Annotated in this window: 18 protein-coding genes and 1 tRNA gene; 13 read left to right on the top strand and 6 right to left on the bottom strand. The window is 58.7% G+C overall.

The genetic code is table 11. The features are described from left to right. Both KRR23_RS28190 and mrdA read left to right on the top strand, forming a co-directional pair. A partial coding sequence (locus KRR23_RS28190) for a hypothetical protein (protein WP_216745113.1) occupies positions 1–195 on the top strand: 195 nt, incomplete at its 5' end. 50 nt (positions 196–245) lie between these two features. Then, a complete protein-coding gene (mrdA, locus tag KRR23_RS28185) occupies positions 246–2,138 on the top strand; it encodes a penicillin-binding protein 2 (protein WP_216745112.1) in 1,893 nt (630 codons plus the stop codon). Positions 2,139–2,149: 11 nt separating this feature from the next. Here mrdA and KRR23_RS28180 read toward each other — a convergent pair whose 3' ends face one another. Then, the gene (locus KRR23_RS28180) at positions 2,150–3,106 is read right to left on the bottom strand and encodes a LysR family transcriptional regulator (RefSeq protein WP_216745111.1); all 957 of its coding nucleotides are present in this window, start codon (positions 3,104–3,106) and stop codon (positions 2,150–2,152) included. A gap of 174 nt (positions 3,107–3,280) precedes the next feature. Between KRR23_RS28180 and KRR23_RS28175 the strand changes: the two genes are divergently transcribed. The 5 genes from KRR23_RS28175 to KRR23_RS28155 all read left to right on the top strand — a co-directional run bounded on the left by KRR23_RS28175 (position 3,281) and on the right by KRR23_RS28155 (position 9,866). Then, positions 3,281–4,036, top strand: coding sequence for a class II aldolase/adducin family protein (locus KRR23_RS28175; RefSeq protein WP_216745110.1), 756 nt, complete (start codon positions 3,281–3,283; stop codon positions 4,034–4,036). Between the two features lie 239 nt (positions 4,037–4,275). Next, on the top strand, positions 4,276–6,180 hold the full coding sequence (locus KRR23_RS28170; protein ID WP_216745109.1) for a sigma-54-dependent Fis family transcriptional regulator: 1,905 nt from the start codon (positions 4,276–4,278) through the stop codon (positions 6,178–6,180). Continuing rightward, complete coding sequence (locus KRR23_RS28165) at positions 6,180–7,898, top strand: ABC transporter ATP-binding protein (protein WP_216745108.1); 1,719 nt, start codon at positions 6,180–6,182, stop codon at positions 7,896–7,898. The genes KRR23_RS28170 and KRR23_RS28165 overlap by 1 nt, the downstream gene beginning before the upstream one ends. After that, positions 7,888–8,565 (top strand): S8/S53 family peptidase, encoded by a 678-nt coding sequence (locus KRR23_RS28160; RefSeq protein WP_216745107.1) that lies wholly within the window; start codon positions 7,888–7,890, stop codon positions 8,563–8,565. The genes KRR23_RS28165 and KRR23_RS28160 overlap by 11 nt, the downstream gene beginning before the upstream one ends. After that, on the top strand, positions 8,562–9,866 hold the full coding sequence (locus KRR23_RS28155) for an NAD(P)/FAD-dependent oxidoreductase (RefSeq protein ID WP_216745106.1): 1,305 nt from the start codon (positions 8,562–8,564) through the stop codon (positions 9,864–9,866). The genes KRR23_RS28160 and KRR23_RS28155 overlap by 4 nt, the downstream gene beginning before the upstream one ends. Positions 9,867–9,897: 31 nt before the next feature. Here the strand turns inward: KRR23_RS28155 and KRR23_RS28150 are convergent, their stop codons facing one another. Then, positions 9,898–10,704: a cytochrome c gene (locus tag KRR23_RS28150; RefSeq protein WP_253912299.1), complete on the bottom strand. Its 807-nt coding sequence runs from the start codon at positions 10,702–10,704 to the stop codon at positions 9,898–9,900. Positions 10,705–11,310: 606 nt separating this feature from the next. Here KRR23_RS28150 and KRR23_RS28145 point away from each other — a divergent pair. The 3 genes from KRR23_RS28145 to KRR23_RS28135 all read left to right on the top strand — a co-directional run bounded on the left by KRR23_RS28145 (position 11,311) and on the right by KRR23_RS28135 (position 15,522). Then, complete coding sequence (locus KRR23_RS28145; RefSeq protein ID WP_216745104.1) at positions 11,311–12,516, top strand: acetyl-CoA C-acetyltransferase; 1,206 nt, start codon at positions 11,311–11,313, stop codon at positions 12,514–12,516. Positions 12,517–12,541: 25 nt separating this feature from the next. Further along, a complete protein-coding gene (locus tag KRR23_RS28140) occupies positions 12,542–14,686 on the top strand; it encodes a 3-hydroxyacyl-CoA dehydrogenase NAD-binding domain-containing protein (protein ID WP_216745103.1) in 2,145 nt (714 codons plus the stop codon). A gap of 107 nt (positions 14,687–14,793) precedes the next feature. Then, positions 14,794–15,522 carry an amidotransferase gene (locus KRR23_RS28135; RefSeq protein ID WP_216745102.1) on the top strand — a complete coding sequence of 243 codons (729 nt, stop codon included), beginning with the start codon at positions 14,794–14,796 and terminating at the stop codon, positions 15,520–15,522. 108 nt (positions 15,523–15,630) lie between these two features. On the opposite strand, the gene KRR23_RS28130 is transcribed toward KRR23_RS28135, so the two are convergent. From KRR23_RS28130 to KRR23_RS28120, 3 genes are all read right to left on the bottom strand, one after another. Continuing rightward, positions 15,631–16,602: a magnesium and cobalt transport protein CorA gene (locus KRR23_RS28130; RefSeq protein ID WP_216745101.1), complete on the bottom strand. Its 972-nt coding sequence runs from the start codon at positions 16,600–16,602 to the stop codon at positions 15,631–15,633. 132 nt (positions 16,603–16,734) lie between these two features. Further along, positions 16,735–17,457 (bottom strand): 1-acylglycerol-3-phosphate O-acyltransferase, encoded by a 723-nt coding sequence (locus tag KRR23_RS28125; RefSeq protein ID WP_054593307.1) that lies wholly within the window; start codon positions 17,455–17,457, stop codon positions 16,735–16,737. A gap of 214 nt (positions 17,458–17,671) precedes the next feature. Continuing rightward, complete coding sequence (locus KRR23_RS28120; protein ID WP_216745100.1) at positions 17,672–18,361, bottom strand: crotonase/enoyl-CoA hydratase family protein; 690 nt, start codon at positions 18,359–18,361, stop codon at positions 17,672–17,674. A 308-nt stretch (positions 18,362–18,669) separates the two neighbouring features. On the opposite strand from KRR23_RS28120, the gene KRR23_RS28115 reads away from it, so the two are divergent. After that, positions 18,670–18,759, top strand: a tRNA-Ser gene (locus tag KRR23_RS28115). 291 nt (positions 18,760–19,050) lie between these two features. After that, positions 19,051–19,734 (top strand): hypothetical protein, encoded by a 684-nt coding sequence (locus KRR23_RS28110; RefSeq protein ID WP_367880669.1) that lies wholly within the window; start codon positions 19,051–19,053, stop codon positions 19,732–19,734. A gap of 286 nt (positions 19,735–20,020) precedes the next feature. Here the strand turns inward: KRR23_RS28110 and KRR23_RS28105 are convergent, their stop codons facing one another. Next, positions 20,021–21,469, bottom strand: a complete 1,449-nt coding sequence (locus KRR23_RS28105; protein ID WP_216745099.1) for a PLP-dependent aminotransferase family protein — start codon at positions 21,467–21,469, stop codon at positions 20,021–20,023. Between the two features lie 305 nt (positions 21,470–21,774). Between KRR23_RS28105 and KRR23_RS28100 the strand changes: the two genes are divergently transcribed. Further along, positions 21,775–22,779, top strand: coding sequence for an SGNH/GDSL hydrolase family protein (locus KRR23_RS28100; RefSeq protein WP_216745098.1), 1,005 nt, complete (start codon positions 21,775–21,777; stop codon positions 22,777–22,779). Positions 22,780–22,889: the final 110 nt, after the last annotated feature.

Below are 22,889 nucleotides of genomic sequence, written 5' to 3'. Positions count from 1 at the left end.
GTCATCGTCAAGATTAAATTCCGAAACCCCAATTGCGAAAGCAGTTGGGGTTTTGTTTTGCCTGCGAGAAAGTGCTCATCGGCTGCACCAACGTCCGACCGTCGTTTTGGCCGTCAAGGACAACCACTTGGGAAATTCCGCCTAAAGTGGTCGTGCAGTTTTTGGTATGGTGCAGCTCGTTTTTTAATGGACTGATGTCACGCGCAGGGAATGGCGTTTAACCCGGTCAAAGAGTTGCTGCAGAAATGCCCGAACCGATCCCGATCAAGGACCACGAAAAAGAAACGCGCCTGGTCAACAAACGGCTGTTCGCCTGCGCGTTGTTCGTGGTTGCAATTACCTGCGCGCTGGTTGTGCGCATGTACGTCCTGCAAGTGGTCGAGTTTGACTATCACTCGACGATCTCCGAAAACAACCGAGTGCATGTCCTGCCCATTACCCCGACTCGCGGCCTGATCTATGACCGCAACGGCGTACTGCTGGCCGATAATCGGCCAAGCTACAACCTGATCATCACCCGCGAACGTGCAACCGATGTGAAAGGCGAGCTGGACTCCGTGGTCAATCTGTTGCACTTGCCTGCTGAAGACCGTGCGCTGTTTGACAAGGCGATGAAGCAGGCGCGCCATCCCTTTGTTCCGGTTACCTTGTTTTACGAACTGACCGAAGAGCAGATTGCGACACTGGCGGTGAACGAGTTCCGGCTGCCGGGAATCGACGTTGAGCCGCAGTTCGTGCGCAACTACCCGCTGGGTGCGCATTTCGCCCACTCGATCGGATACGTCGGGCGTATCAACGAGAAAGAGTCCAAGGCACTGGATACCGTCGAGTACCGCGGTACGCAGTCGATCGGCAAGACCGGCATCGAAAAATTCTACGAGTCCGAGCTGCATGGCCATGTCGGCTATGAAGAGGTCGAAACCAACGCCCAGGGCCGGGTGCTGCGAGTGCTCAAGCACACTGATCCGATCCCTGGGAAAAACATCGTGCTCAGCCTCGATGTAAAGCTTCAGGAGGCGGCAGAAGACGCGCTGGGCGACCGCCGTGGTTCAGTGGTTGCTCTCGATCCGGCCACCGGTGAAGTGCTGGCAATGGTCAGCAAACCGAGTTTTGACCCGAACCTGTTCGTCACCGGCATCAGCTTCAAGGAATACGCGGCGCTGCATGACTCCATTGACCGCCCACTGTTCAACCGGGTCTTGCGCGGGTTGTATGCACCAGGCTCGACGATCAAGCCGGAAGTGGCGATTGCCGGGCTCGACACCGGCGTGGTGACGGCGTCCACCAGGGTCTTCGATCCGGGTTACTACCAACTGCCGGACTTCGACCATAAATACCGTAACTGGAATCACAGCGGCGACGGCTGGGTCGACATGGACGCAGCGATCATGCGCTCCAACGACACCTATTTTTACGACCTGGCGCACAAACTCGGCATTGATCGTCTGCACGATTACATGGCGATGTTCGGCCTTGGCGAAAAAGTCTCGCTGGACATGTTCGAAGAGTCCCCCGGGCTGATGCCGTCCCAGGCATGGAAGCGCGCTACTCGCCGTCAGCCGTGGTTCCCCGGTGAAACGGTGATCCTCGGGATTGGCCAGGGTTATATGCAAGTGACACCGCTACAACTGGCTCAGGCGACCGCACTGATCGCCAACAAAGGCGTGTGGAACCGACCGCATTTGGCCAAGACGATCGATGGCGTGGCACCGATGGATGAGCATCCGATGCCGAACATCCTGCTGAAGAATCCGCACGACTGGGAGCAGGTCAACCACGGCATGCAGATGGTTATGCACGATCCGCGCGGTATCGCCCGTGCGGCGGCTGTAGGTGCGCAATACCGGATTGCAGGCAAGAGCGGCACCGCGCAAGTGGTGGCAATCAAACAGGGCGAGCGCTACGACCGCTTGAAGACCCGCGAGCGTAACCGCGACAACGCCTTGTTCGTTGGTTTCGCCCCGGCCGAGCATCCGCAGATCGTGATCTCGGTGATGATCGAGAACGGTGAGGCCGGCGGTCGTGTTGCCGGCCCTGTGGTGCGGCAGATCATGGATGCATGGCTGCTGGACAAGGACGGTCACCTGAAGCCGCAATACGCGAGCCCGAGCAAACCACCCAGCGATCCTCACGTTTGACGCGCTGAAAGCTACAGCACCTGCTCATGCCTGCTGAGCAGGTGCTGGAAGCTTTCCAGGAACACTGTTTCAGCCGGAGTCATTTTCTGCTCGCGATTCCAGAGCAGCTGAATATCCAGATCCACCACGCCCTCCTCAGGCGGCAAACGCCACAGCAACCCCTGCTCGACATCTCTCTGCACCAGGTGAACGGGTAAACAGCCGATCCCAAACCCTGCACAGATCAATCGGTGAATCTCTTCGAAGCTGGTCGATGATGCGACGATCTTGCCGGTAAAGCCTTGCTGGTCGCGAAACAGTGTCAGCGGCGAAAGATTGCCTCCCAACTGGTCGCTGGTGAAGCTGACGAAGTGCTCGGTGGCAAGTTGTTCCAGCCTCAGATTCGTCTGCCCGAACAAACGGTGGCGTTGACCGCAGAAGTACCCATATCGCTCGCGAAACAGCACCCGTTGCTCCAACCGTGGTTGCGGCAGCCGGGATAAGCCGACGCCGACCGTCGCAGTCTTTTGCAGCAGGGCACTGATAATGTTGGAACTGCCCATCACCTCGACTTCCAGTTCGACATGCGGATGGCTCTCATGGAAGTCCGCGAGGAACTCATCATAATGCGGGGACTGGATACCGCTGATGGTCAGGATCCGCACCTTGCCCACCACGTCATCGTGAGAACTCTCGATCACCGGCCCCAGGCGCGAAATATCACCATAGACATCGGCCGCGATACGCAGCACTTCTTCACCGGTTTCGGTGAGGTCGAAACGCCGGCCGCTACGGACAATCAGCACGCAGTCGAGTTGCTCTTCAAGACGCTTGAGCGCCTGGCTCACCGCCGATTGCGTGATGTGCAGGCGCGCAGCAGCGCGGCTCATGCTGCCTTCCTGGGCGATCACCAGATAGGTGCGCAACAGGTTCCAGTCGAGCCGGTCATTGAGAAAGCGTCGGCTGGATTGGGAGAGGGGTGAGGGCATAAGGAATCCTGCTATTAGTCAGGCTAATAGTTAGTTTAAGCATTTGAAAATTGACTAATCCTAGCCCGGCCGCGATAAAGCTCACAAGCACACCGTGCTGTTGATACCCGGCGTCTGCGCTTTGCCCGTCCAAGGGCAACCCGCTCGCCATCACACACAAAAAGAGGTGATTTGGTGAATAAGCCCGAGCACATGAACACCATTGAATGGCAGGCCCGCTGCGAGTTGGCGGCCCTGTATCGGTTGGTTGCGCACTTTCGCATGACCGACCTGATCGACACCCACATCACATTACGGATTCCAGGACCCGAACATCACTTCCTGATCAATCGCTACGGGGTGATCTTTGATCGCATGCGCGCCTCGGATCTGGTGCGTATCGATCAGCAGGGTCGAATTGTCGATCCGGAGTATGCGGATCATCGGGTCAACGCCGCGGGTTTCGTGATTCATTCTGCGATCCACATGGCACGCCCCGATCTGAACTGCGTGATCCACACCCACACGGCGGCGGGCATGGCGGTGGCTGCACAGAAACGAGGCCTGCTACCGATCACTCAGCACGCGCTGAAGTTCTACGGCAAGCTGGCTTATCACACCTACGAAGGCATCGCTTTATCGCTGGACGAGCGCGAGCGGTTGATTGCCGATCTGGGACCGCACAAGGCGATGATCCTGCGCAATCACGGACTGTTGGTGGGCGGCGGCAGTGTGGCTCACGCGTTCCAGGAAATTTACTTTCTGGAGCGTGCCTGCCAGGCGCAGGTACAGGCGTTGGCGGGCGGGTGTGAGCTGAATTTTCCGTCGCCGGAGGTCTGTGTCCACACGGCTGAACAGTTCGAACAGGACGATGCCGAAAACATCATCGAGCTGGCCTGGTCGGCGGCATTGACCCTGATCGAATCGCAACGCGAGTCCTATTGCTCATGAACACCGAGTCAGGCGCTCTACGGCACTTGCCAGTCTCTTGACGTTAACGTAAAGATAAGCGCTGGCGCCGATTTCCCATGGCGCAGGTTTTGCGTGAGGGAAGGGCTGTCCGAGGTATCGGGCAAACTTCCCTTTACTGCCACCTGAACCGGGTAGATATTTCCCCATGGCATGCGTGCTTCGTCGCATGTCGGGAAGTGACCTGGCCAGAGACTGGGCGGACCGATCCGGAGCGCTTGATGACTCTTATAAAAACAATAACGCCACAACCGCAACATGAAGCCCGGCTGGCCCGGGAGAAACTTCACCTTGAAGGCGAAGTCCCGAACGGGGTGTTGCGTGCTGAAATCGACGCCTCATGGCGGCGCAGCTTGAGCCATGGCGTGCACTTCAATGGCAAGCATGAGTTGGCGCTGGAATCGAGCGCGAGTCTTGAGGTGTTACTGGCGAGCAATCGCTTGCTGATCGACGCCGCGATGCCGGCCATCGATTACCTGGCCGAGCGTCAGGGCAAGGAAGGGCTGATCATCCTCGCCAATTCCGAGGCGACCATTCTCGCGGTCGAAGGCCGCGCCGACCGCCTCAAGGGCAGTGGTCTGCAAGACATCACCCTGGGCGCCTGCTGGAGTGAAGCTGCACGCGGCACCAACGCCCTCGGAACTGCGCTGGTGGAAGCCCGGCCGACGCTGATCGACTGCGGCGAACATTACCTCGATCGTCTCAGCGATTTTTCCTGCAGTTCGGTGCCGATTCACTGCCCTCAAGGCGACATCCTTGGTGTACTCGACCTGACCCGCGAAGGCCCGTTGGGCCGGGCGCATGACAGCACCGCGTTGTTGGCGATGGCGGTCAGTCAGATTGAAAGCCGGGTGTTCAACGCAAGCTTTCCCGAGCAGATCGTGCTGGCCTTTCATAGCCGTCGACAGTACCTCGAATCGCCCTGGCAAGGGTTGTTGGCGGTGAGCCTCGGCGGGCAGATTCTGGCGGTCAGTGCCCAGGCCTGTCAGTTGCTCAATGCCGAACGTTCAGCTCTGGTTGGCCACCGCTGCGAAGAGTTTCTCGGGGTCGATGGCCTGCAACTGCTGGCGCGTCTGCAGCAAGGCGGGATCGGTAGTCTGCAAACCGCCAAAGGCGAATTTTTCTACAAAACCCTGCGTGCGCCGCAACGCTCGATCAATGTCACCAGCACACCGCGCAGTGTCGTCAAAAATCCAAAACCTCAACCCGATCTCGAATCCCTGGCCGGCAGCAATACGCGGTATGCGCGTGCGTTACGGATGGCCCGGCAAGGCCTGGCCAATGAGTTGCCGGTGTTGCTGCTGGGGGAAACCGGTACTGGTAAGGAAGTCATCGCCCGGGCGCTGCACATGGCCGGCAGTCGTTGCGACAAACCCTTTGTTGCGGTCAATTGTGCGGCAATTCCCGAAGGCCTGATCGAGTCGGAACTGTTCGGCTACCGCGAAGGCGCGTTCACCGGCTCGCGGCGCGGTGGGATGATCGGCCGTTTGCAACAGGCCCATGGTGGCACGTTGTTTCTCGATGAAATCGGCGACATGCCGCTGGCACTGCAAGCACGCCTGTTGCGGGTGTTGCAGGACCGCAAGGTCGCACCGCTGGGCGCCGGTGAAGAGCAAGACATCGACGTCGCGCTGATCTGCGCGACTCACCGCGACCTCAAGCGTCTGGTCGAGGACAAACACTTTCGCGAAGACCTGTTCTACCGGGTCAACGGAATCAGCGTGATGCTGCCGGCCCTGCGCGAACGCGATGACTTCAGTGAGTTGGTGAACCGTCTGCTTAGCAAACTCGATGCCCCGACGGTCAAACTCAAGGGCGACCTGAGCAACCTGCTTGCCGGTTACCACTGGCCAGGCAACATCCGTCAGCTGGAGATGGTGCTGCGTACCGCGCTGGCGATGCGCGAGCCCGGTGAAACCGTGCTGAGCCTGGAGCATTTGCCCGACAGCATGCTCGACGAGTTGAATGCCTGCGAGCGTTCAACCTGCGGCAGTATCCGCGAGAACGAACTGGAGCTGATCCGCCAGTCCCTCGACAATCATCACGGCAACGTTTCGGCGACGGCCGATGCGCTGGGCATCAGTCGAGCGACGCTGTATCGCAAGCTCAAACAGTTGCGCAACTGATGCGGCGCTTGATCGTCAGGCTGGTCGACAGCCACAACCCACAGGCACTGGACGCCGCCTTACAGTGGCTGTACGGCTTCGTGCGCCCGCATCGGCTAGCGATTGCCGGGCTGCTCGGATTGTCGGTGTGCGCCTCGTTGCTGGTGCTGGTGCAGCCCTGGCTGACCAAGTTGCTGATCGACGACGGGCTGTTGGCGCACAACTTTTCCATGCTGGTGCTGATCGCCGGTTTGATGATTGTTGCCGGATTGCTCGGCACCGCGTTGTCGGGGATCAATCGCTACCTGCACACACGGTTATCGGGGCGCATTCTGTTTGCCCTGCGCGACGACCTCTATCGGCATTTGCAGACCTTGTCGCCGGGCTTCTACGGGCAACGGCGGATCGGCGACCTGATGTCGCGCCTCGACGGTGATGTTGCGGAGATCCAGCGCTTTGCCGTCGACTCGCTGTTCTCGGCGGTTTCCAGCGTCATCGGTCTGGTCTGCGCGGTGGCGATGTTGCTGACCCTGTCGTGGAAACTCTCGTTGCTGGCATTGGTGTTGATCCCACTGGATGTACTCTGGCTGCGCTGGATACGGCGCAAGGTCGAACGTGATGTGCGGCAGTTGCGTGAGCGTTCGGCGGACATGTCCTCATTCATGGTCGAAACCCTGCCGGTGATGAAATTCATCCAGTCTGCCGGCCAGCAACAGCGCGAAGCGCGGCGCCTCGAAACATTGGGGCAGGGCTACATGAGCCAGTTACTGCGCCTGCAAGTCACCGAGTTTTTCACCCAAGCGGTGCCCGGCACACTGACCTCTTTGTCGCGGGCCTGTGCGTTTTTGATTGGTGGTTACTGGGTGGTGCAGGGTACTTGGCAGCTCGGCGCGTTGATCGCGTTTTCGACCTATCTGGGGATGGCGGTCGGACCGGTGCAGAGCTTGCTCGGGTTGTATGTGGCGATTCAACGGATGACCGTCAGCCTCGGTCGGGTGATGGAGCTGCGCGGTGAACAGCCGAGCGTCGTCACACCGGTCGCACCGCAGCCAATGCCGAGCTCTGGCGAGCTGTGTTTTGAGGCGGTGCACTTCAGCCATCCCGGGCGCCCGGTGACGTTATGCGGGATCGAAGCGCGGATTCCCTACGGTTTGAAAGTTGCCCTGAGCGGCGGCTCCGGGGTTGGCAAGTCGACGCTGATCGACCTGTTGCAACGGCATCACGACCCGCAATCCGGTCGGGTGCTGCTGGACGGGATCGACCTGTGTGAGCTTGCATTGTTCGAGTTGCGTCGGCGGATCGCCGTGGTCAGCCAGGACATTGTGCTGTTTCGCGGCAGCCTGGCGGATAACCTCGCCTATGCGGTGCCGGACGCCAGTCGTGAGGCAGTGGCCGAAGTGGCGCGACTGGCGCAGCTCGACAGTCTGATTGCGTCCCTGCCCGAAGGCCTCGACAGTCCGTTGGGCGAGCGCGGTCAGCAGTTGTCCGGCGGCCAGAAACAGCGGATTGCCATCGCCCGTGCGCTGTTGCAGGATCCGCTGATTCTGGTGCTCGATGAAGCCACCTCGGCTGTCGATGAGGCCACTGAGCGGGACGTTATCGAGGCCATCGATCGACTGTTTGCCGGACGCACGCGAATCCTGATCAGCCATCGCCCCTCGACCCTGGCCGATGCGGATCTGCGCTTTGAGTTGTTCGACGGCGTGCTGACGCAAGTTAAGGTGCTGCATGAAGCTTGAGCTAAGGATTGGCGTGGTCGACAGCGGACATTCCGTGGCACAACGCGGGCAGGTGAGCGCCGGGCGACGGTTTTACCTGGTCGAGGACAGACTCGCCGAAGACGAACTGCGTGACGATCCGCTCGGCCATGGCAGCGCGGTTGTCGAGGCAATCAGCCGGCGCGCAGCCTCGGCACGGTTTTGCGTAGCGCAAGTGTTCGACCAGCGCGGGGTCACCAGCGCCTTGCAGATTGCTACGGCGATCGATTGGCTGGTGGCGCAGGATGTGCGAGTGATCAACCTCAGCCTGGGCTTGCGTCAGGACCGCAGCTTGCTGCGTGAAGCCTGTTCGGCGGCATTGGCCCGTGGTGTTTTGCTGTGTGCCTCGAGCCCGGCGCAAGGCGAAGACGTGTACCCGGCGAGTTACCCGCAGGTGTTGCGGGTGACTGGCGATGCCCGTTGCGGCGAACACGAATGGTCGTGGCTCAACAGCCAGCAGGCCGACTTTGCCGCCTGTGTTCAGGGCATGTACCCAGGGCAATCCGGTGCCAGTCTCGGTTGCGCGGCGTTGACCGGGCATATCGCCAATTTCCTTGCCGGGCACCTCGACGCGAGCAATGCGCAGGTCCTTGAATGGCTACGAGACAACGCCCGTTATCGCGGACCTGAGCGGCGAGTCTGGCAATGAGCGCCATCCTGATTCTCGGCGCCGGGCCCGCGGGTGCGACGGTGGCGTTAGGGCTGCGCCGGCTGGGTTATGCGGTGACGCTGGTCAGCGACTGGCGACGATTTGCGGCGTTTGAAGGTGTTTCGCAACGGGTGCTCGAAGCCCTGCGCGGTGCAGGATTGAATCAGGCGTTGGCGGAGGCTGCGTTGCCGTCGCAGCGGCAGGTGTCGTGGAACGGCCAGCAGCATGCGCAAAACATCGAGTTTCTGCTGGATCGGCCGAGCTTTGATCGCGGCCTGCGTGAGGACTTGCGCCTGGCCGGTGTCGAGGTGATCGAAGGTCGGGTGTTGGCGGTTCACTCCCAGGCGTCAGGCCATCGGGCTGAGGTCGAAGGTCATGCTGAGCTGAACAGCGGGTTTCTGGTGGAGGCTCGCGGTCGTCAGGCGCCAGCGCTTGGCAAAGGGCAACGTGGACCGGAGACGGTCAGCCTGCTCAACCGTTGGCAGGCCGCACCAGGCAGCACCGCCAGCGCGGTGGAAAGTTTGCCGGACGGTTGGGCCTGGATGGCACGGCGGGCCGATGGTCAATGTTATTGGCAGTTGACCGTGGATGTGCCCAGCGCCGAATTGCCGGGCAAAGCGCAGTTGCTCGACTACTGTCGCCAGCGCCGCCAGGACTCGCCGTTGGCCATCGATTTTTTCGGCTCGCAGCCTGAAATCGACCTGCAACTGCACGCCCGCAGCAGCACGGCGATTCTCAATCCGCAGGTGTGCGGCGATAACTGGATTCGGGTTGGCGATGCGGCCATGGCGGTCGATCCACTGTCAGGCAACGGCATCTTTCAATCCCTCTCCTCAGCCTTGCAGGCGCCGGTGGTGATCAACACCTTGCTGGCTAAACCTGAGCGGGCGGCCTTGGCCCAGCGCTTCCATCAACAACGGGTCGAGCAACTGTTCTTGCGCTTTGCGCGCATTGGTCGGGACTTTTATGCCGACGAACTGCGCTGGTCGGAGCAACCGTTTTGGCGTGCACGTCGACAGTGGCCGGACACTACGCCTGCTCATGCACCAGCAGATTTTGCGTCTCTGAGCATTGAGCGGGCGCCGGTGCTGCGCGATGGGTTTGTCGATGAGGCCGAGGTGGTGATCACGGCGGATCAGCCGTTGGGGATCTGGCATGTGCAAGGGGTTGAGTTGGCACCTTTGCTGCGGCGATTGCAAACCGAGCCGGCTGACCAGGCGTTGGAAGGTTTGACGGTGGAGCAGGGACGGGTGGTGCGCGGGTGGCTATTGTCCCAAGGCTTCAAACCCCAACCGAATTGATCGTTCCCACGCGTGGGAACCGATCGTAGGCTCAGGGCTGCTGTTTACGCCCCGCCATATGCTTCAAATACCCCACCAGCAACGTCAGCTCCTCATCCGACAATACCTGTGTCGAGAACCCCGGCATTTTTGCCTGTGGCCATTGGCGCAAGCTTTGCGGGTCGCGGATATAACGCTTGAGAAATTCAGCACCAAAGTACTCGGTAGGGCTGAAGGGAATGTTCAGGTCCGGACCAAACTGCGCATCGCCCGCGCCGTTCAGGCGGTGGCACGCCAGGCAGTTTTTCTGGAACAACGCATAGCCCAGATTCACCGGGTCATTGGCGGCGAGTGCCGGGTCTGGAAGCAGGGCAGGGAAGCGTACGCCGACCGCCGCCAGGCGTTTGATGCTGGCAACCTGGAATGGCCATTGCTCGGGGCTGATATGGCCGGCCTGAGGGTTGGTCCACACCAGATAAAACGGTCCGGCACTGGGTTTGCCTTCCGCCAGCGCTGGCCAAGGGTTGGCCGGGTCTTCAATGGCCAGCCACGCCTGCGCACCCACCGTGTTGAGCAACGGTGCGGCAGCCAGTTCGGCAGCGAAACCGTCCAGGGCCACGGCTTGCAAGTGGTCGTCAGCCTTGATGCCGGTCAACAATGCCGCCAGCGGCACCGCGCGATAACTCATGTTCCTTTTGTAGGAAACATCGTCGGTGATCTGAATCGTCTGAACCTGAGGATGCTTGAGCAGCTCCTCGGTTTTCCAGGTTCGGCTGCCGGTACCCAGGTCGAGCACCAGCTGTGCGGCATACGAGGGCGTGCTGAGCAGCAAGGCCCCAAGCAAAAGTAGAGCTTTCAAGTGATCGCCATCCTGTCGAAGGTATGCCGTAAAGGTTGGCACACACACGCCGACCCGGAAAGCGAGCGAGTCAGTTTTTTAGTGAGGCGTCGTCAACAACCACACTTGATTATCCGATCACTTTGGTAAGGTTCGGCAAAATCAGTAACAGCGTAGTGGCGAATAAAATGAGCCCGGCTTGACGCACTTTCGAATGTTTGAACATGGCTGTTTGCCTTTTTTTGTTATTTCCTGAGCGTCGAATGCTTGCCTGCATTTCTCCATGACGGCAAAGCGCTGTAATTCCTTTCTCACGAGCGCCTCGGCAAAACCCGACGACAACTTCGTAAGGTTTACCTTAGGGGCCCCGCAGGCTGTGCTTTAGATCCATTTAGTATCAACTAATAGCAAACTGCTTCTAAAAAGCTATGAGGCATACTGCCAGCTGCTTTACCGGCCTTTTGCTAGACCGTTCCGTGACCTGCATCGATTAATCCGATAGCTGACTACCGTTCGTCTGAGCGTGACCGTCAAGGCCGTTGAGCGCTTCGGTCATTGAATCCGCCGCTGCTGAGCCTAAGGTGAGAACTCGCTAATTATTCACCTGCCCAGCGGTACGAGGACGTCATGACCCAAGCTTTGATTTTCGACGCGTTACGTACGCCCCGTGGCCGTGGCAAGGCTGACGGCGCCTTGCACAGCGTCAAACCGGTGAACCTGCTGGCAGGCTTGCTCGGTGCTCTGCAACAGCGGACGCAACTCGACACCCGCGAGGTTGATGACATCGTGATTGGCTGTGTCACGCCGATTGGCGATCAGGGCGCCGATATCGCCAAAACCGCGGCGCTGGTGGCCGACTGGGACGTTAGCGTCGCGGGTGTGCAAATCAACCGCTTCTGCGCATCCGGGCTGGAAGCGGTGAATCTTGGGGCGATGAAAGTGCGTTCCGGCTTTGAGGACCTGGTCGTGGTCGGCGGCGTCGAGTCCATGTCGCGGGTGCCGATGGGCAGCGACGGAGGTGCCTGGGCGCTGGATCCGCAGACCAACCTGCACAGCCATTTCACTCCGCAAGGCGTGGGCGCCGACCTGATCGCCACGATTGAGGGCTTCAGCCGTCAAGATGTCGATACGTACGCGCTGCACTCTCAACAGAAGGCTGCGCGGGCACGGACGGATGGCTCGTTCAAAAAGTCTCTGGTCCCAGTGCAAGACCAGAACGGCATCGTCCTGCTGGATCATGATGAGTTCATTCGCGGCGAGTCGACGCTGGAAGGTTTGGGCAAGCTCAAGCCGAGCTTCGAGATGCTCGGGCAAATGGGCTTCGACGCTACCGCGTTGCGGGTCTACAGCCATGTGGAGCGAATCAATCACGTTCACACGCCCGGCAACAGCTCGGGGATCGTCGACGGCGCGGCGCTGATGTTGATCGGCTCTGAGGCCAAAGGTCGGGCACTGGGCTTGCAGCCACGGGCGCGAATCGTCGCCACGGCGGTCACCAGCACCGATCCGACCATCATGCTCACCGGTCCGGCGCCGGCCACTCGCAAGGCCTTGGCCAGGGCCGGGCTGCGGGTCGAAGACATCGATCTGTTCGAGGTCAACGAAGCGTTCGCCTCAGTGGTGCTCAGGTTCATCAAGGACATGGCCATCGATCCGGCCAAGGTCAACGTCAACGGCGGCTCTATCGCCATGGGCCACCCGCTGGGCGCCACCGGTTGCGCAATTCTCGGCACCTTGCTCGATGAACTGGAAGTGCGGCAGTTACGCTACGGCCTGGCGACCCTCTGTGTCGGCGGCGGCATGGGCATTGCCACCATCATCGAACGCCTCTGAGCCTCCGACTTCAAGGAAAATTGCCATGACCGATGCCATTCGTTACGAAAAAGGACAGGACCAGATTGTCGTACTGACCATCGACATGCCGGGCCAGAGCGCCAATACCATGAACGCGGTGTACCGCGAGGCCATGGCTGATTGCGTTGCGCGGCTGGTGGCCGACAAGGATTCGATTGCCGGAGTGATCATCACCTCCGCGAAAAAAACCTTCTTTGCCGGCGGCGATCTCAACGAGCTGATCAAGGTCGGCAAGTCTCAAGCCAAAGCCTTCTACGACATGGTGTTGCTGCTTAAGGCTCAGCTGCGGACGCTGGAAACGCTCGGCAAGCCGGTAGTCGCTGCGATCAATGGCGCGGCGCTGGGAGGCGGATGGGAAATCTGCCTGGCCTGCCATCACCGCGTTGCGCTGGACAATTCGTCGGTGCAGATCGGTTTGCCGGAAGTCACGTTGGGGCTGTTGCCGGGCGGCGGTGGAGTGGTGCGCATGGTGCGCATGCTGGGTCTGGAGAAGGCGCTGCCGTATCTGCTCGAAGGCAAGAAAGTCCGGCCGCAGCAAGCTCTTCAAGCCGGTTTGGTCGATGAGCTGGCGGCGGATCGAGATGAACTGCTGGCCAAGGCACGCGCGTGGATTGTTGCCAACCCGACGGTCAAGCAGCCTTGGGATATGAGCGGTTACCAGATTCCCGGCGGCACACCGTCGAACCCGAAAGTCGCGCAGATGCTGGCCATCGCGCCGTCGATTTTGCGCAGCAAAACCCAGGGTTGCCTGCCGGCGCCGGAGAAGATCCTCTGCGCCGCGGTTGAGGGCGCTCAGGTCGATTTCGACACGGCGCAGTTGATCGAAACCCGCTACTTCACCGAGCTGACCACCGGCCAGGTGGCGAAGAACATGATCGGCACCTTCTGGTTCCAGCTCAACGAGATCAACGCTGGCGGCTCGCGTCCTGCGGGTTTTGCGCCGCACGTGACGAAAAAACTCGGAGTACTCGGCGCGGGCATGATGGGCGCCGGGATTGCCTACGTCAGTGCCGTGGCCGGTATCGACGTGGTGCTCAAGGACATCAACCTGGCGGCAGCCGAGAAGGGCAAGGCTCATTCGGCGACACTGCTGGGCAAAAAAGTCGCCCGTGGCCAGCTAAGCGCAGCGCAGCGTGACGCCACCCTGGCGCGGATCAAGACCAGCGAGCAGGACGCCGATCTGGCGGGCTGTGATCTGATCATCGAAGCCGTGTTCGAAGACCGCGAGCTGAAAGCCAGGGTCTCGTCGGCCGCACAAAAAGTCGTCGGTGCCGATGCGGTCATCGCTTCCAACACCTCGACCTTGCCAATCAGTGGTCTGGCGACCGCCGTTTCCGATCAGTCGAAATTCATCGGCCTGCACTTTTTCAGCCCGGTCGACAAAATGCCGCTGGTGGAAATCATCAAAGGTGCCAATACCAGCGATGAAACCCTGGCCCGTGGTTTCGATTTCGTCCTACAAATAAAGAAAACCCCGATTGTGGTCAACGACAGCCGTGGCTTCTTCACCTCGCGAGTCTTCGGCACTTTTACCAATGAAGGTATCGCCATGCTCGGTGAGGGTATCTCGGCGCCGATGATCGAGACCGAGGCGCGCAAGGCTGGAATGCCGATAGGTCCGCTGGCGATCTCCGACGAAGTTTCCCTGAGCCTGATGAGCCATATCCGTCTGCAAGCCGCCAAGGATCTGCAAGCCGAAGGCAAACCGCTGCCCGCGCACCCGGCGTTTGCGGTGATCGACCTGCTGCTCAACGAGTGCCAGCGTCCCGGCAAAGCTGCGGGTGGCGGTTTCTATGAATACCCGGCCGGTGGACAGAAACATTTGTGGCCAGAGCTGAAAACGCGTTTCGAGAAAGCTGACGGGCAGATATCACCACAGGATGTACGCGATCGCTTGCTGTTTGTGCAAGCCATCGAAACCGTGCGCTGTGTGGAGGAGGGCGTGCTGCTGTCGACGGCCGATGCCAACATCGGTTCGATTTTCGGCATTGGTTTCGCCGCCTGGACGGGCGGGGCGTTGCAGTTCATCAACCAATACGGCGTAAAGGATTTTGTCGCCCGTGCCCAATACCTGGCCGAGCAGTACGGCGAACGCTTCACACCGCCGGCTTTGTTGCTGGAAAAAGCCGCGAAGGGCGCGTTGTTCTGAGGGAGTCGCTCTGACGGATTGGCGGTGCGCACCGGGCTTGCCTGACCCAGCGTTTCAAGGCAGGCTCTGGGTGTGCACTATCGCCTCTATCGTGTCAGGTATTTTTTATGTCGTTACGCATCTGCATTCTGGAAACCGACATCCTGCGTCCAGAGTTGGTCGATCAATATCAGGGTTACGGGCAGATGTTCCAGCGTCTGTTTTCGCAGCAACCCATCGCTGCCGAATTCACTGTCTACAACGTCATGCAGGGCGAATACCCAAGCGATGACCTGAGTTTCGATGCCTATCTGGTGACCGGCAGCAAGGCTGATTCGTTCGGCACCGACCCGTGGATTCAAACCCTCAAGACTTACCTGTTGGCGCGCTATGAGCGCGGCGACAAGCTGCTGGGCGTGTGTTTCGGCCATCAATTGCTGGCGCTGCTGCTGGGTGGCAAAAGCGAGCGCGCGACCCAGGGCTGGGGTGTCGGCACCCACAAATACAAGCTTGCCGCCAAAGCGCCGTGGATGAGCCCGGTGCGGGAAGAACTGACACTGCTGATCAGCCACCAGGATCAGGTCACCGCACTACCGGAAAATGCCACGGTGATCGCTTCCAGCGATTTTTGCCCGTACGCCGCGTATCACATCAACGACCAGGTGCTGTGCTTCCAGGGCCACCCGGAGTTCATTCACGATTACTCGCGGGCGTTGCTGGAAATTCGCCAGCAACACCTTGGCGAACAGGTCTATCAAAAAGGCATTGAAAGCCTGGCAAATGAGCACCACGGCACCACCGTTGCCGAATGGATGATGCGGTTTGTAGCCCATAAACCCGAAACCAAATCGGTTTAAATCCTGAAAGCATCGCGGGCAAGCCACGCTCCCACAGGTACACCTAAACCCTGTGGGAGCGTGGCTTGCCCGCGATCGAGCGCGAAGCGCTCGCCATGTATCCTGCCGTTATAACCACCCCGACCGCTTGAAGCTCGCCCACAACGCGAAACATCCCACGGTCATAAACCCCATCACCACAAAATAGCCGTAGTGCCAGCTCAGCTCCGGCATGTTCTGAAAGTTCATCCCGTAGATCCCGGCCACCGCCGTCGGGAACGCCAGAATCGCCGCCCAGGCCGCAAACTTGCGTTGCACCACACTTTGTCGGGCAGCTTCCAGCAACACACCGATCTCGATGGTCTGGCTGGCGATGTCGCGTAACGTCGTCAGGTCTTCCATCTGCCGCGTGACGTGGATCTGCACATCACGAAAGTACGGGCGCATGTTCTTGTCGATAAACGGGAAGCTCAGCTTCTGCAGCTCTTCGCTGATTTCCACCATCGGCGCCGCATAACGGCGCAGGCGCAATACGTCGCGACGCAAACCATGAAGGTTCTGAATGTCCTTTTCGTTGAGTGTGCTACACAGCACGTTGCGCTCCAGTTCATCGATCTCGTTATGGATCGCTTCGCCCACTGGCTGATAGTTTTCGATGACGAATTCGAGCAGGGCGTAGAGCACGAAATCTTCGCCGTGCTCAAGCAGCAGCGGACGCGCCTCACAGCGTTGGCGCACATGCGCGTAGGACGCGGAGTGACCGTTACGGCAGGTGATGATGTAACCCTTGCCGGCAAAGATGTGGGTTTCGATGAACTCCAGTTTGCCCTCATGGCGCACCGGCGAGTACGTGACGATAAACAGCGCATCGCCAAAGGTTTCCAGCTTCGGTCGGCTGTGTTTATCCAGGGCGTCTTCAATCGCCAGTTCGTGCAGGCCGAACTGGCGTTGCAGGTTGGCCAGCTCCTGGGCGTTCGGCTCTTCGAGACCGATCCATACAAAGTGGCCTGGTTTTGCCGCCCAGGCGGCGCCCTCATCAAGGGTGATATTGGTGACTCTCTTACCGGCACTGTAGACCGCAGCCGCAACGACTCTACCCATAATTCTTATTCACTTCTTCTTGGCAAATGGCAATGACAGGCAATGTCCAGCTTATCCTGCTCTTAAGCTTGAGAGTCAGCAAAATCAGCGAAGTTCGCCGGCAAAAAGAAGCCCGCACGAGGCGGGCTTCATTCAGGCTGCTTGCAGTTGTCGATCCATCGATTCAATGCACTCGCGCATCTGTTCGCGGCACTGGGCTATCAGCATCGGCATGTCGTCCATGCTCAAGCCGGCGGTAGGAATCGCCGGCAACGAGCGGATCAGGATCTTGCCACTGCGCCAGCGGTTCAGACGCATATGGTTGATGTAGCTGCTGACGCACACGGGCACGATCGGCACCCCGGCGGCGATCGCCATCTGGAACGCGCCTTTCTTGAATGGCAGCAATTCTTCACCCAGGTTGCGCGTGCCTTCCGGGAACACCCAGATCGAGGTGTCCTTGTGCTGCAAGGTGTTGGTGGTCGTGAGCATCGACTGCCGAGCCTTGTGCGCATTGCCACGGTCGATCAGCACATTACCGGCCAACCAGAACAACTGCCCGAACAACGGCACCCACTTCAGGCTTTTCTTGCCGATGCAAACGGTGCGGTGCGGCACCACATTACCCAGCACAAACAGATCGTAATTGGACTGATGGTTGGCGATCACCACGCAGCTTTGCGTCTTGTTCTTCAGCCCATCGACGTCGGCCTTTACCCGCAAACGCAAAATGCACATCGCTGGCCAGGCATAAAGACGCGCGCACAAACGGCTGTTATCCGGATTGAACGGTCGGCACAGGCCAAGCACCACACCGAGCACACCCGCTACAGCAAAATGCAGACCCATCAATAACATGCGAAACAGATACAGCATCTACAGGCCCGCCGGGACAAAAGGTGGCGCAGTGTACGGATGTGCACTGTTTTCGGCAATTGCTGCTATAGAGGTAGGAGATAGGCGATGTTTAAGCGCATGTTTCAGACTGATAGCGTCAGATGCGGAGTAGAGCGGCTGAAGGACTGTAAACAGATCAGCCAAGAAAAAGCCCGACTCGGCGGTCGGGCTTTTCGTTGCTGCGCTTTCGGGGTTAAACCAAGTGTTCCTGATCCTGGATGATCGCGTTGTCCAGTGTCTCCAGCAGGGCCTTGCGTACTTTGAGCTTGGTGTTTTTGTGCGCGGTCATGTTGATCTTCTTCAACTGACGCGCCATAGCCAGTGCGGCTCCTTGCAGTTCTTGCGCCGATACAACCTTGTCGAGGAAGCCAGCATCCACAGCGCCCTGCGGATCGAACATCTCGGCGTTGATCACCGAGCGGTGGAACGCCGACTTGCGCAGACGATCACGGGCCAGCTCGATGCCGGCGTGGTGCATGGTCATGCCAATCTGCACTTCGTTCAGGCCAATGCTGAACGGGCCGTCGACACCAATCCGGTAATCGGCCGACAACAGAATGAACGCGCCCTTGGCCACCGCATGCCCTGGGCACGCGACGATCACCGGGAAAGGGTGCGACAACAGACGACGGGCGAGGGTCGAACCGGCAGTCACCAGGCTCACGGCTTCTTTAGGACCGGCCGTCATCACCTTCAAGTCATAACCGCCCGACAGAATGCCCGGCTGACCGGTGATGATCACCACCGCACGATCCGTCACCGCCTGATCCAGCGCAGCATTAAACGCGGCAATCACGTCCGGCGAGATGGCATTGACCTTGCCATTGCTCAAGGTCAGGGTCGCGATACCGTCTTCGAGGTGGTAAGAAATCAACTCACTCATGACGCTATTCCTTGTATTGAAGTGGGGCAGACGTTACCCACCGTCGTAGTCCAGGTAAAGCGCCATGACTGACCGGCCAGTCAGCCAATTCGCGCCCGCCCAGCGTAGCCGGCCATACGTACCGCGCATTGCCCTCTATATAGAAGTATTCACCCGGCCGAAGATTGGCAGGTTTGCCCTGCCTCGAAATCCGTCCGAACGCACAAATCGCTTAACCGCATGAAAATTCTGAAAAAAATATTTGCCATCGGAAAAGCTTTCGACTACATTAGCGCGCCTCGACAGACAGAACATGTTTGAAGAGATACGGTGAAGTGTCCGAGTGGCTTAAGGAGCACGCCTGGAAAGTGTGTATACAAGAAATTGTATCGAGAGTTCGAATCTCTCCTTCACCGCCACATTAAGTAAACACAAACCCCTGATTTTCCAAGAGAAAGTCGGGGGTTTGTGGTTTTTTGTATCTGAAAAATGGCCATATGGGAACAATATGGGAATGGCGCTCTATTTCGGTGCGTAAAAAGCAGGCTCTGACGAGAAGGCTTTGGAGTTTCCAATAAACGAGGGTGAAATTCCCGCGCTTCAGCGGTTCCCTTTGGTTATGGTTCTGCGCAATAGTGGCGTTTTGTTATTGCTTTCAGGAAGAGCTACTTACCTGGAAGCTCATCGGCAGTTCAACGCAGGGAAGCGCAGTGAAGACAGTTGTCACGATGGTTCTATTCTTGGGGTTGTGCGGCTGCGGTTCCGACTTTCGTAGCTCTGCGCCGACGCTCTGGACAGATGGCATCATGCTGGAGCAGAAGAAGGTCGCCGTAGATGATCAACACGCCAAAGTGATCATGCAGGCATCAGGCGATACGGCCAACCCAGTAGATTTTGAAGTGGTCCGAGGTAACGACCCGGATACACGTCCCGATCAACTGGGGACAGTAGTCAAACCGTTTCGCAGTAAAGTCGGCGGATGGTTCAGTCGTCTCAGCAGCGCGGTCTCCAAGCATTTCCCCCAGCTGGAAATACAGGCCGATCCCGGCCAGATTTTGCAGGTGGGCGGGTCATCGACGATCAGTAGTCAGATTCCGGCACCGGGTTATCGGACGCTTTACAACGAAGACTATGTATTCAACCCGTCGAAGAACAAGTTTGAGAAAAAGGTAACCGCCAATCCGACCGTCTCGTCGTATTACACCTGTGGGCCGATCACAAGTACCTTTATTCCCGAGAAGCAAAAGGTCTATCTGGCGGAGTTTGTCTTCGTAGATCGGGGGGAAGGGTGTGAACTGCAGGTCTATGACATCACACAACCCGAACTACGTGTCCCGGTCGTTGCCATCAAAGGCGCGCAGCCCTCGTCCCGCAGGTCGTACCACTCCCCATAGGCTCTGTAGGAAACTTGCTTGATCGCCGCTCGGCGAGTTTTCGTACAGGCCCTAATGAGCTTGAGAGGCACCTTGGTAGAAGGTGTGATGCTTGGCAAAACGTGGGTGTTGCTGCTGATCTGGAAGCTGCCCCAAATACCGAAATTTCACTGACCTGGGCTGATGCTTCGAATCTCTCCATCGCCACCAAAAAAAACTCGGTGCCCAACGACCCGCGCTCTGCGCTGCGAAAGCCGTTTTGTCGGAGATTCCGCCTCGTCTTCGATGCTATGCGGTCTGTTTAACGCTAAGCGTTGGGTGCCGGAGGCCCGAAACCTGAATCCAGGTGGATCAGTTGGCTGATGGTCTGGCCGACCTTGCTCACGGCCATTTCGATTTTTCGATTAGGTGCGTTGGCGAAGTTGAGCCGAATGCAGTTGCGGTATTTGCCGGCCGCCGAAAAGATGTTGCCGTTGGCGACTTGTACGTCTTGGGCTTCAAGCAGGCGGTTGAGGGAATAGGTGTCGAAATCTTCCGGCAGTTCGACCCACAAGGTAAAGCCGCCCTGCGGCTGGCTGACGCGGGTGCCCGCCGGGAAGTAACGACTGACCCATTCGGTCATCAGGTCGCCGTTGCGTTTGTATTGCTTGCGCATGCGTCGTAGATGCAGCAGGTAGTTACCCTTGGCGATGAATTCGGCGACGGCTAGTTGTGGCTGAGTCGCGGTGGTGCCGGAGCCGATGTATTTCATGTACAGCACTTGTTGCAGGTAGCGCCCCGGTGCAATCCAGCCGACGCGCAGGCCAGGCGCCAGGGTCTTGGAAAATGAACTGCAGAGCAGCACGCGGTTGTCTTCATCAAAGGACTTCAGCGTGCGCGGCCGTGGATAACGATGGGACAGGTCGCCATAAATGTCGTCTTCAATGATCGGCACATCGAAGCGTTGGGCCAGACGGATCAGGGTGCGCTTGCGGTCGTCGGGCATGATGTAGCCCAGCGGATTGTTGCAGTTGGCGGTCACCTGGATGGCTTTGATCGGCCACTGTTCGAGGGCCATTTCCAGGGCTTCCAGGTTGATGCCGGTCACTGGATCGGTGGGAATCTCCAAGGCCTTCAAACCGGTGGCATTGAGGATTTGCATCATCCCGTGGTAGCTCGGCGAGGCGATGGCAACGATGTCGCCCGGCACGCAAATCGCCCGGATGGCGATTGACAGGGCTTCCTGGCAACCGCTGGTGACGATGATCTCGGCCGGGATCAGGCGGCAGCCGGAGTCGATGGCCAGCCGGGCGATTTGTTCGCGCAAGACCGGCACCCCTTGGAGGTGGTTGTATTGCAGGCTTTGGCTGTCGCTGCGCCGGTTGATGCGCGCCATGGCGGTGAGCAGCGGCTTGAGGGTAGGGGCGGTGACATCCGGCATGCCGCAACCCAGCTGCACGACGCTGGCGCTTTGTTCGAAGCGCATCAGCTCCTGCACCATGTCCCACTGGGAAATGTCCACCGGCCGCAAGGTTGGGCGGCCCATCTTCGGCAGTTCTGGCATGCGTCGGTCGGTCGGCACGAAGTAGCCGGACTTGGGGCGCGGTATCGCCAGCCCCGAAGATTCAAGTACGCGATAGGCCTGTTGCACGGTGGTCAGGCTGACGCCGTGTTCCTGGCTTAGCGTACGCACAGAGGGCAGGCGCTCGCCTGGCCCATAAAGGCCCTGCTCGATGCGGCTGCTGATGAATTCGGCGAGGTTCAGATAGAGAGTCATGGATTTGACTGTAGCGTGTCATCTGTAGCTTAAGAAGCTACAGATTGGACTTGTTTTGAAATATTTTTCGCCAAAAATAGCCAACTGTATTAAAAAAAATAGCCGGCGCTGTATCTGCAATACACACAGACACCTTGGGATGATAGTTCTCCTGGGGTGCAGGAATGTCCAGTAAAGACGTTAGTCGCAACATTCCAAGGCGGCATCCCGTGTTTTGGGAAAAATCCTACAAATTCAGACGTCTGGCAGCGGCTTAGAACGCTTCCGGCACATGATCAGCGATTACTGATGAGGATGAAGGCGGTATGACGGCAAGGATGACACTCACTCCGCAGATGGCTGAATACGAGCAAAAGTTTACTGACGGCGGCGAAGTCCGCTGGTTACCGTATTTGATGTATTTCCATCCGGCCAACCACCGCTCGCCGGTGGTCAACACCGACAGTTTGGGCTTCCGCTACTCTGAATCTCTGGGCGTCGAGTATTCGGCGGCTGATTGCGACAAAAGCGGCAGTGTTCGCCTGTTGGCTGGCAGTTCTACGGTATTCGGTATCGGTGCCAGTTCCGACAGTTGTACCTTGTCTTCGCGCCTGTCGGCGAACGATCCGCGCGGTCAGCGCTGGCTGAACTTCGGCGGTCGTAGTTTCAACTCAACCCAGGAACTGATGCTCTTCACGCTCAACCGCCACCTGCTGCCAAAGGTGGATGAGATCGTGCTGTTTTCCGGGTTCAACAACCTCGGCTTGGCACGCCAGCCAAAGGAGTACCGCGGCGAGCACGGGGCCTTTTTCAACTGCCATCAGTTCTTCAATGCATTCGCGCCCGAGCAGCCAACGCACAGCTCGTGGAGCCTGACCAACCTGTTCGGCAAGACCCAGGAGCCAGAGCCACCGGCTCCGCCGTCGATGGGAGAGCAGATCGACTACGCGGCCAACCTGACGCTGCAACAATTGGATATCTGGCGTGCCCTGGCCAAGGATATGGGCGCGAAGCTGACCTTCATTTTGCAACCGCTGGCCGGCTGGATTCGGGCAAAAGGTTGCAGTGAAGAGGAGCAACTGTTTGCCGAACTGGATCAGGCCGGAAATTTCACTGAGATGTATGGCGATATTTTGCAGACCCGAGTGCGTGAAGCCTATGCCGCGCAGTTGCGCGAAGGGGCGCACAAAATGGGTGTGGGCTTTGTCGATATCACGCCGCTGCTGGCCGAAGCGCTAGGCCAGGATGACTGGCAGTTCGTCGACCGGATTCACTTCACCGACAAAGGCAATGACCTCGTTTCAAAGCTCATTCTTGATGCCACTCACTAAAGGGAAACTGTGATGAAATCGATCAAAAAACTTATCCAACGCCTCTTCGGTAAAAAGAAGAAAAAGCCGGATTCCTCCATTTATCCGATGTTCTGACGTTCGCTTGATAA

The sequence above is a fragment of the Pseudomonas sp. CVAP#3 genome (assembly GCF_018986375.1).
Classification (GTDB): Bacteria; Pseudomonadota; Gammaproteobacteria; order Pseudomonadales; family Pseudomonadaceae; genus Aquipseudomonas; species Aquipseudomonas helvetica.
The sequence above is the reverse complement of the archived record's forward strand: the minus strand, read 5'-3'. Positions and strand labels throughout refer to the sequence as shown.

Coding starts and splice junctions, on each gene's coding strand:
- KRR23_RS28105 (WP_216745099.1), bottom strand. CDS start 21,469: ATGACTCTCTATCTGAACCTCGCCGAATTCATCAGCAGCCGCATCGAG.
- KRR23_RS28165 (WP_216745108.1), top strand. CDS start 6,180: ATGCGGCGCTTGATCGTCAGGCTGGTCGACAGCCACAACCCACAGGCA.
- KRR23_RS28135 (WP_216745102.1), top strand. CDS start 14,794: ATGTCGTTACGCATCTGCATTCTGGAAACCGACATCCTGCGTCCAGAG.
- KRR23_RS28130 (WP_216745101.1), bottom strand. CDS start 16,602: ATGGGTAGAGTCGTTGCGGCTGCGGTCTACAGTGCCGGTAAGAGAGTC.
- mrdA (WP_216745112.1), top strand. CDS start 246: ATGCCCGAACCGATCCCGATCAAGGACCACGAAAAAGAAACGCGCCTG.
- KRR23_RS28100 (WP_216745098.1), top strand. CDS start 21,775: ATGACGGCAAGGATGACACTCACTCCGCAGATGGCTGAATACGAGCAA.
- KRR23_RS28140 (WP_216745103.1), top strand. CDS start 12,542: ATGACCGATGCCATTCGTTACGAAAAAGGACAGGACCAGATTGTCGTA.
- KRR23_RS28120 (WP_216745100.1), bottom strand. CDS start 18,361: ATGAGTGAGTTGATTTCTTACCACCTCGAAGACGGTATCGCGACCCTG.
- KRR23_RS28145 (WP_216745104.1), top strand. CDS start 11,311: ATGACCCAAGCTTTGATTTTCGACGCGTTACGTACGCCCCGTGGCCGT.
- KRR23_RS28170 (WP_216745109.1), top strand. CDS start 4,276: ATGACTCTTATAAAAACAATAACGCCACAACCGCAACATGAAGCCCGG.
- KRR23_RS28160 (WP_216745107.1), top strand. CDS start 7,888: ATGAAGCTTGAGCTAAGGATTGGCGTGGTCGACAGCGGACATTCCGTG.
- KRR23_RS28155 (WP_216745106.1), top strand. CDS start 8,562: ATGAGCGCCATCCTGATTCTCGGCGCCGGGCCCGCGGGTGCGACGGTG.
- KRR23_RS28125 (WP_054593307.1), bottom strand. CDS start 17,457: ATGCTGTATCTGTTTCGCATGTTATTGATGGGTCTGCATTTTGCTGTA.
- KRR23_RS28180 (WP_216745111.1), bottom strand. CDS start 3,106: ATGCCCTCACCCCTCTCCCAATCCAGCCGACGCTTTCTCAATGACCGG.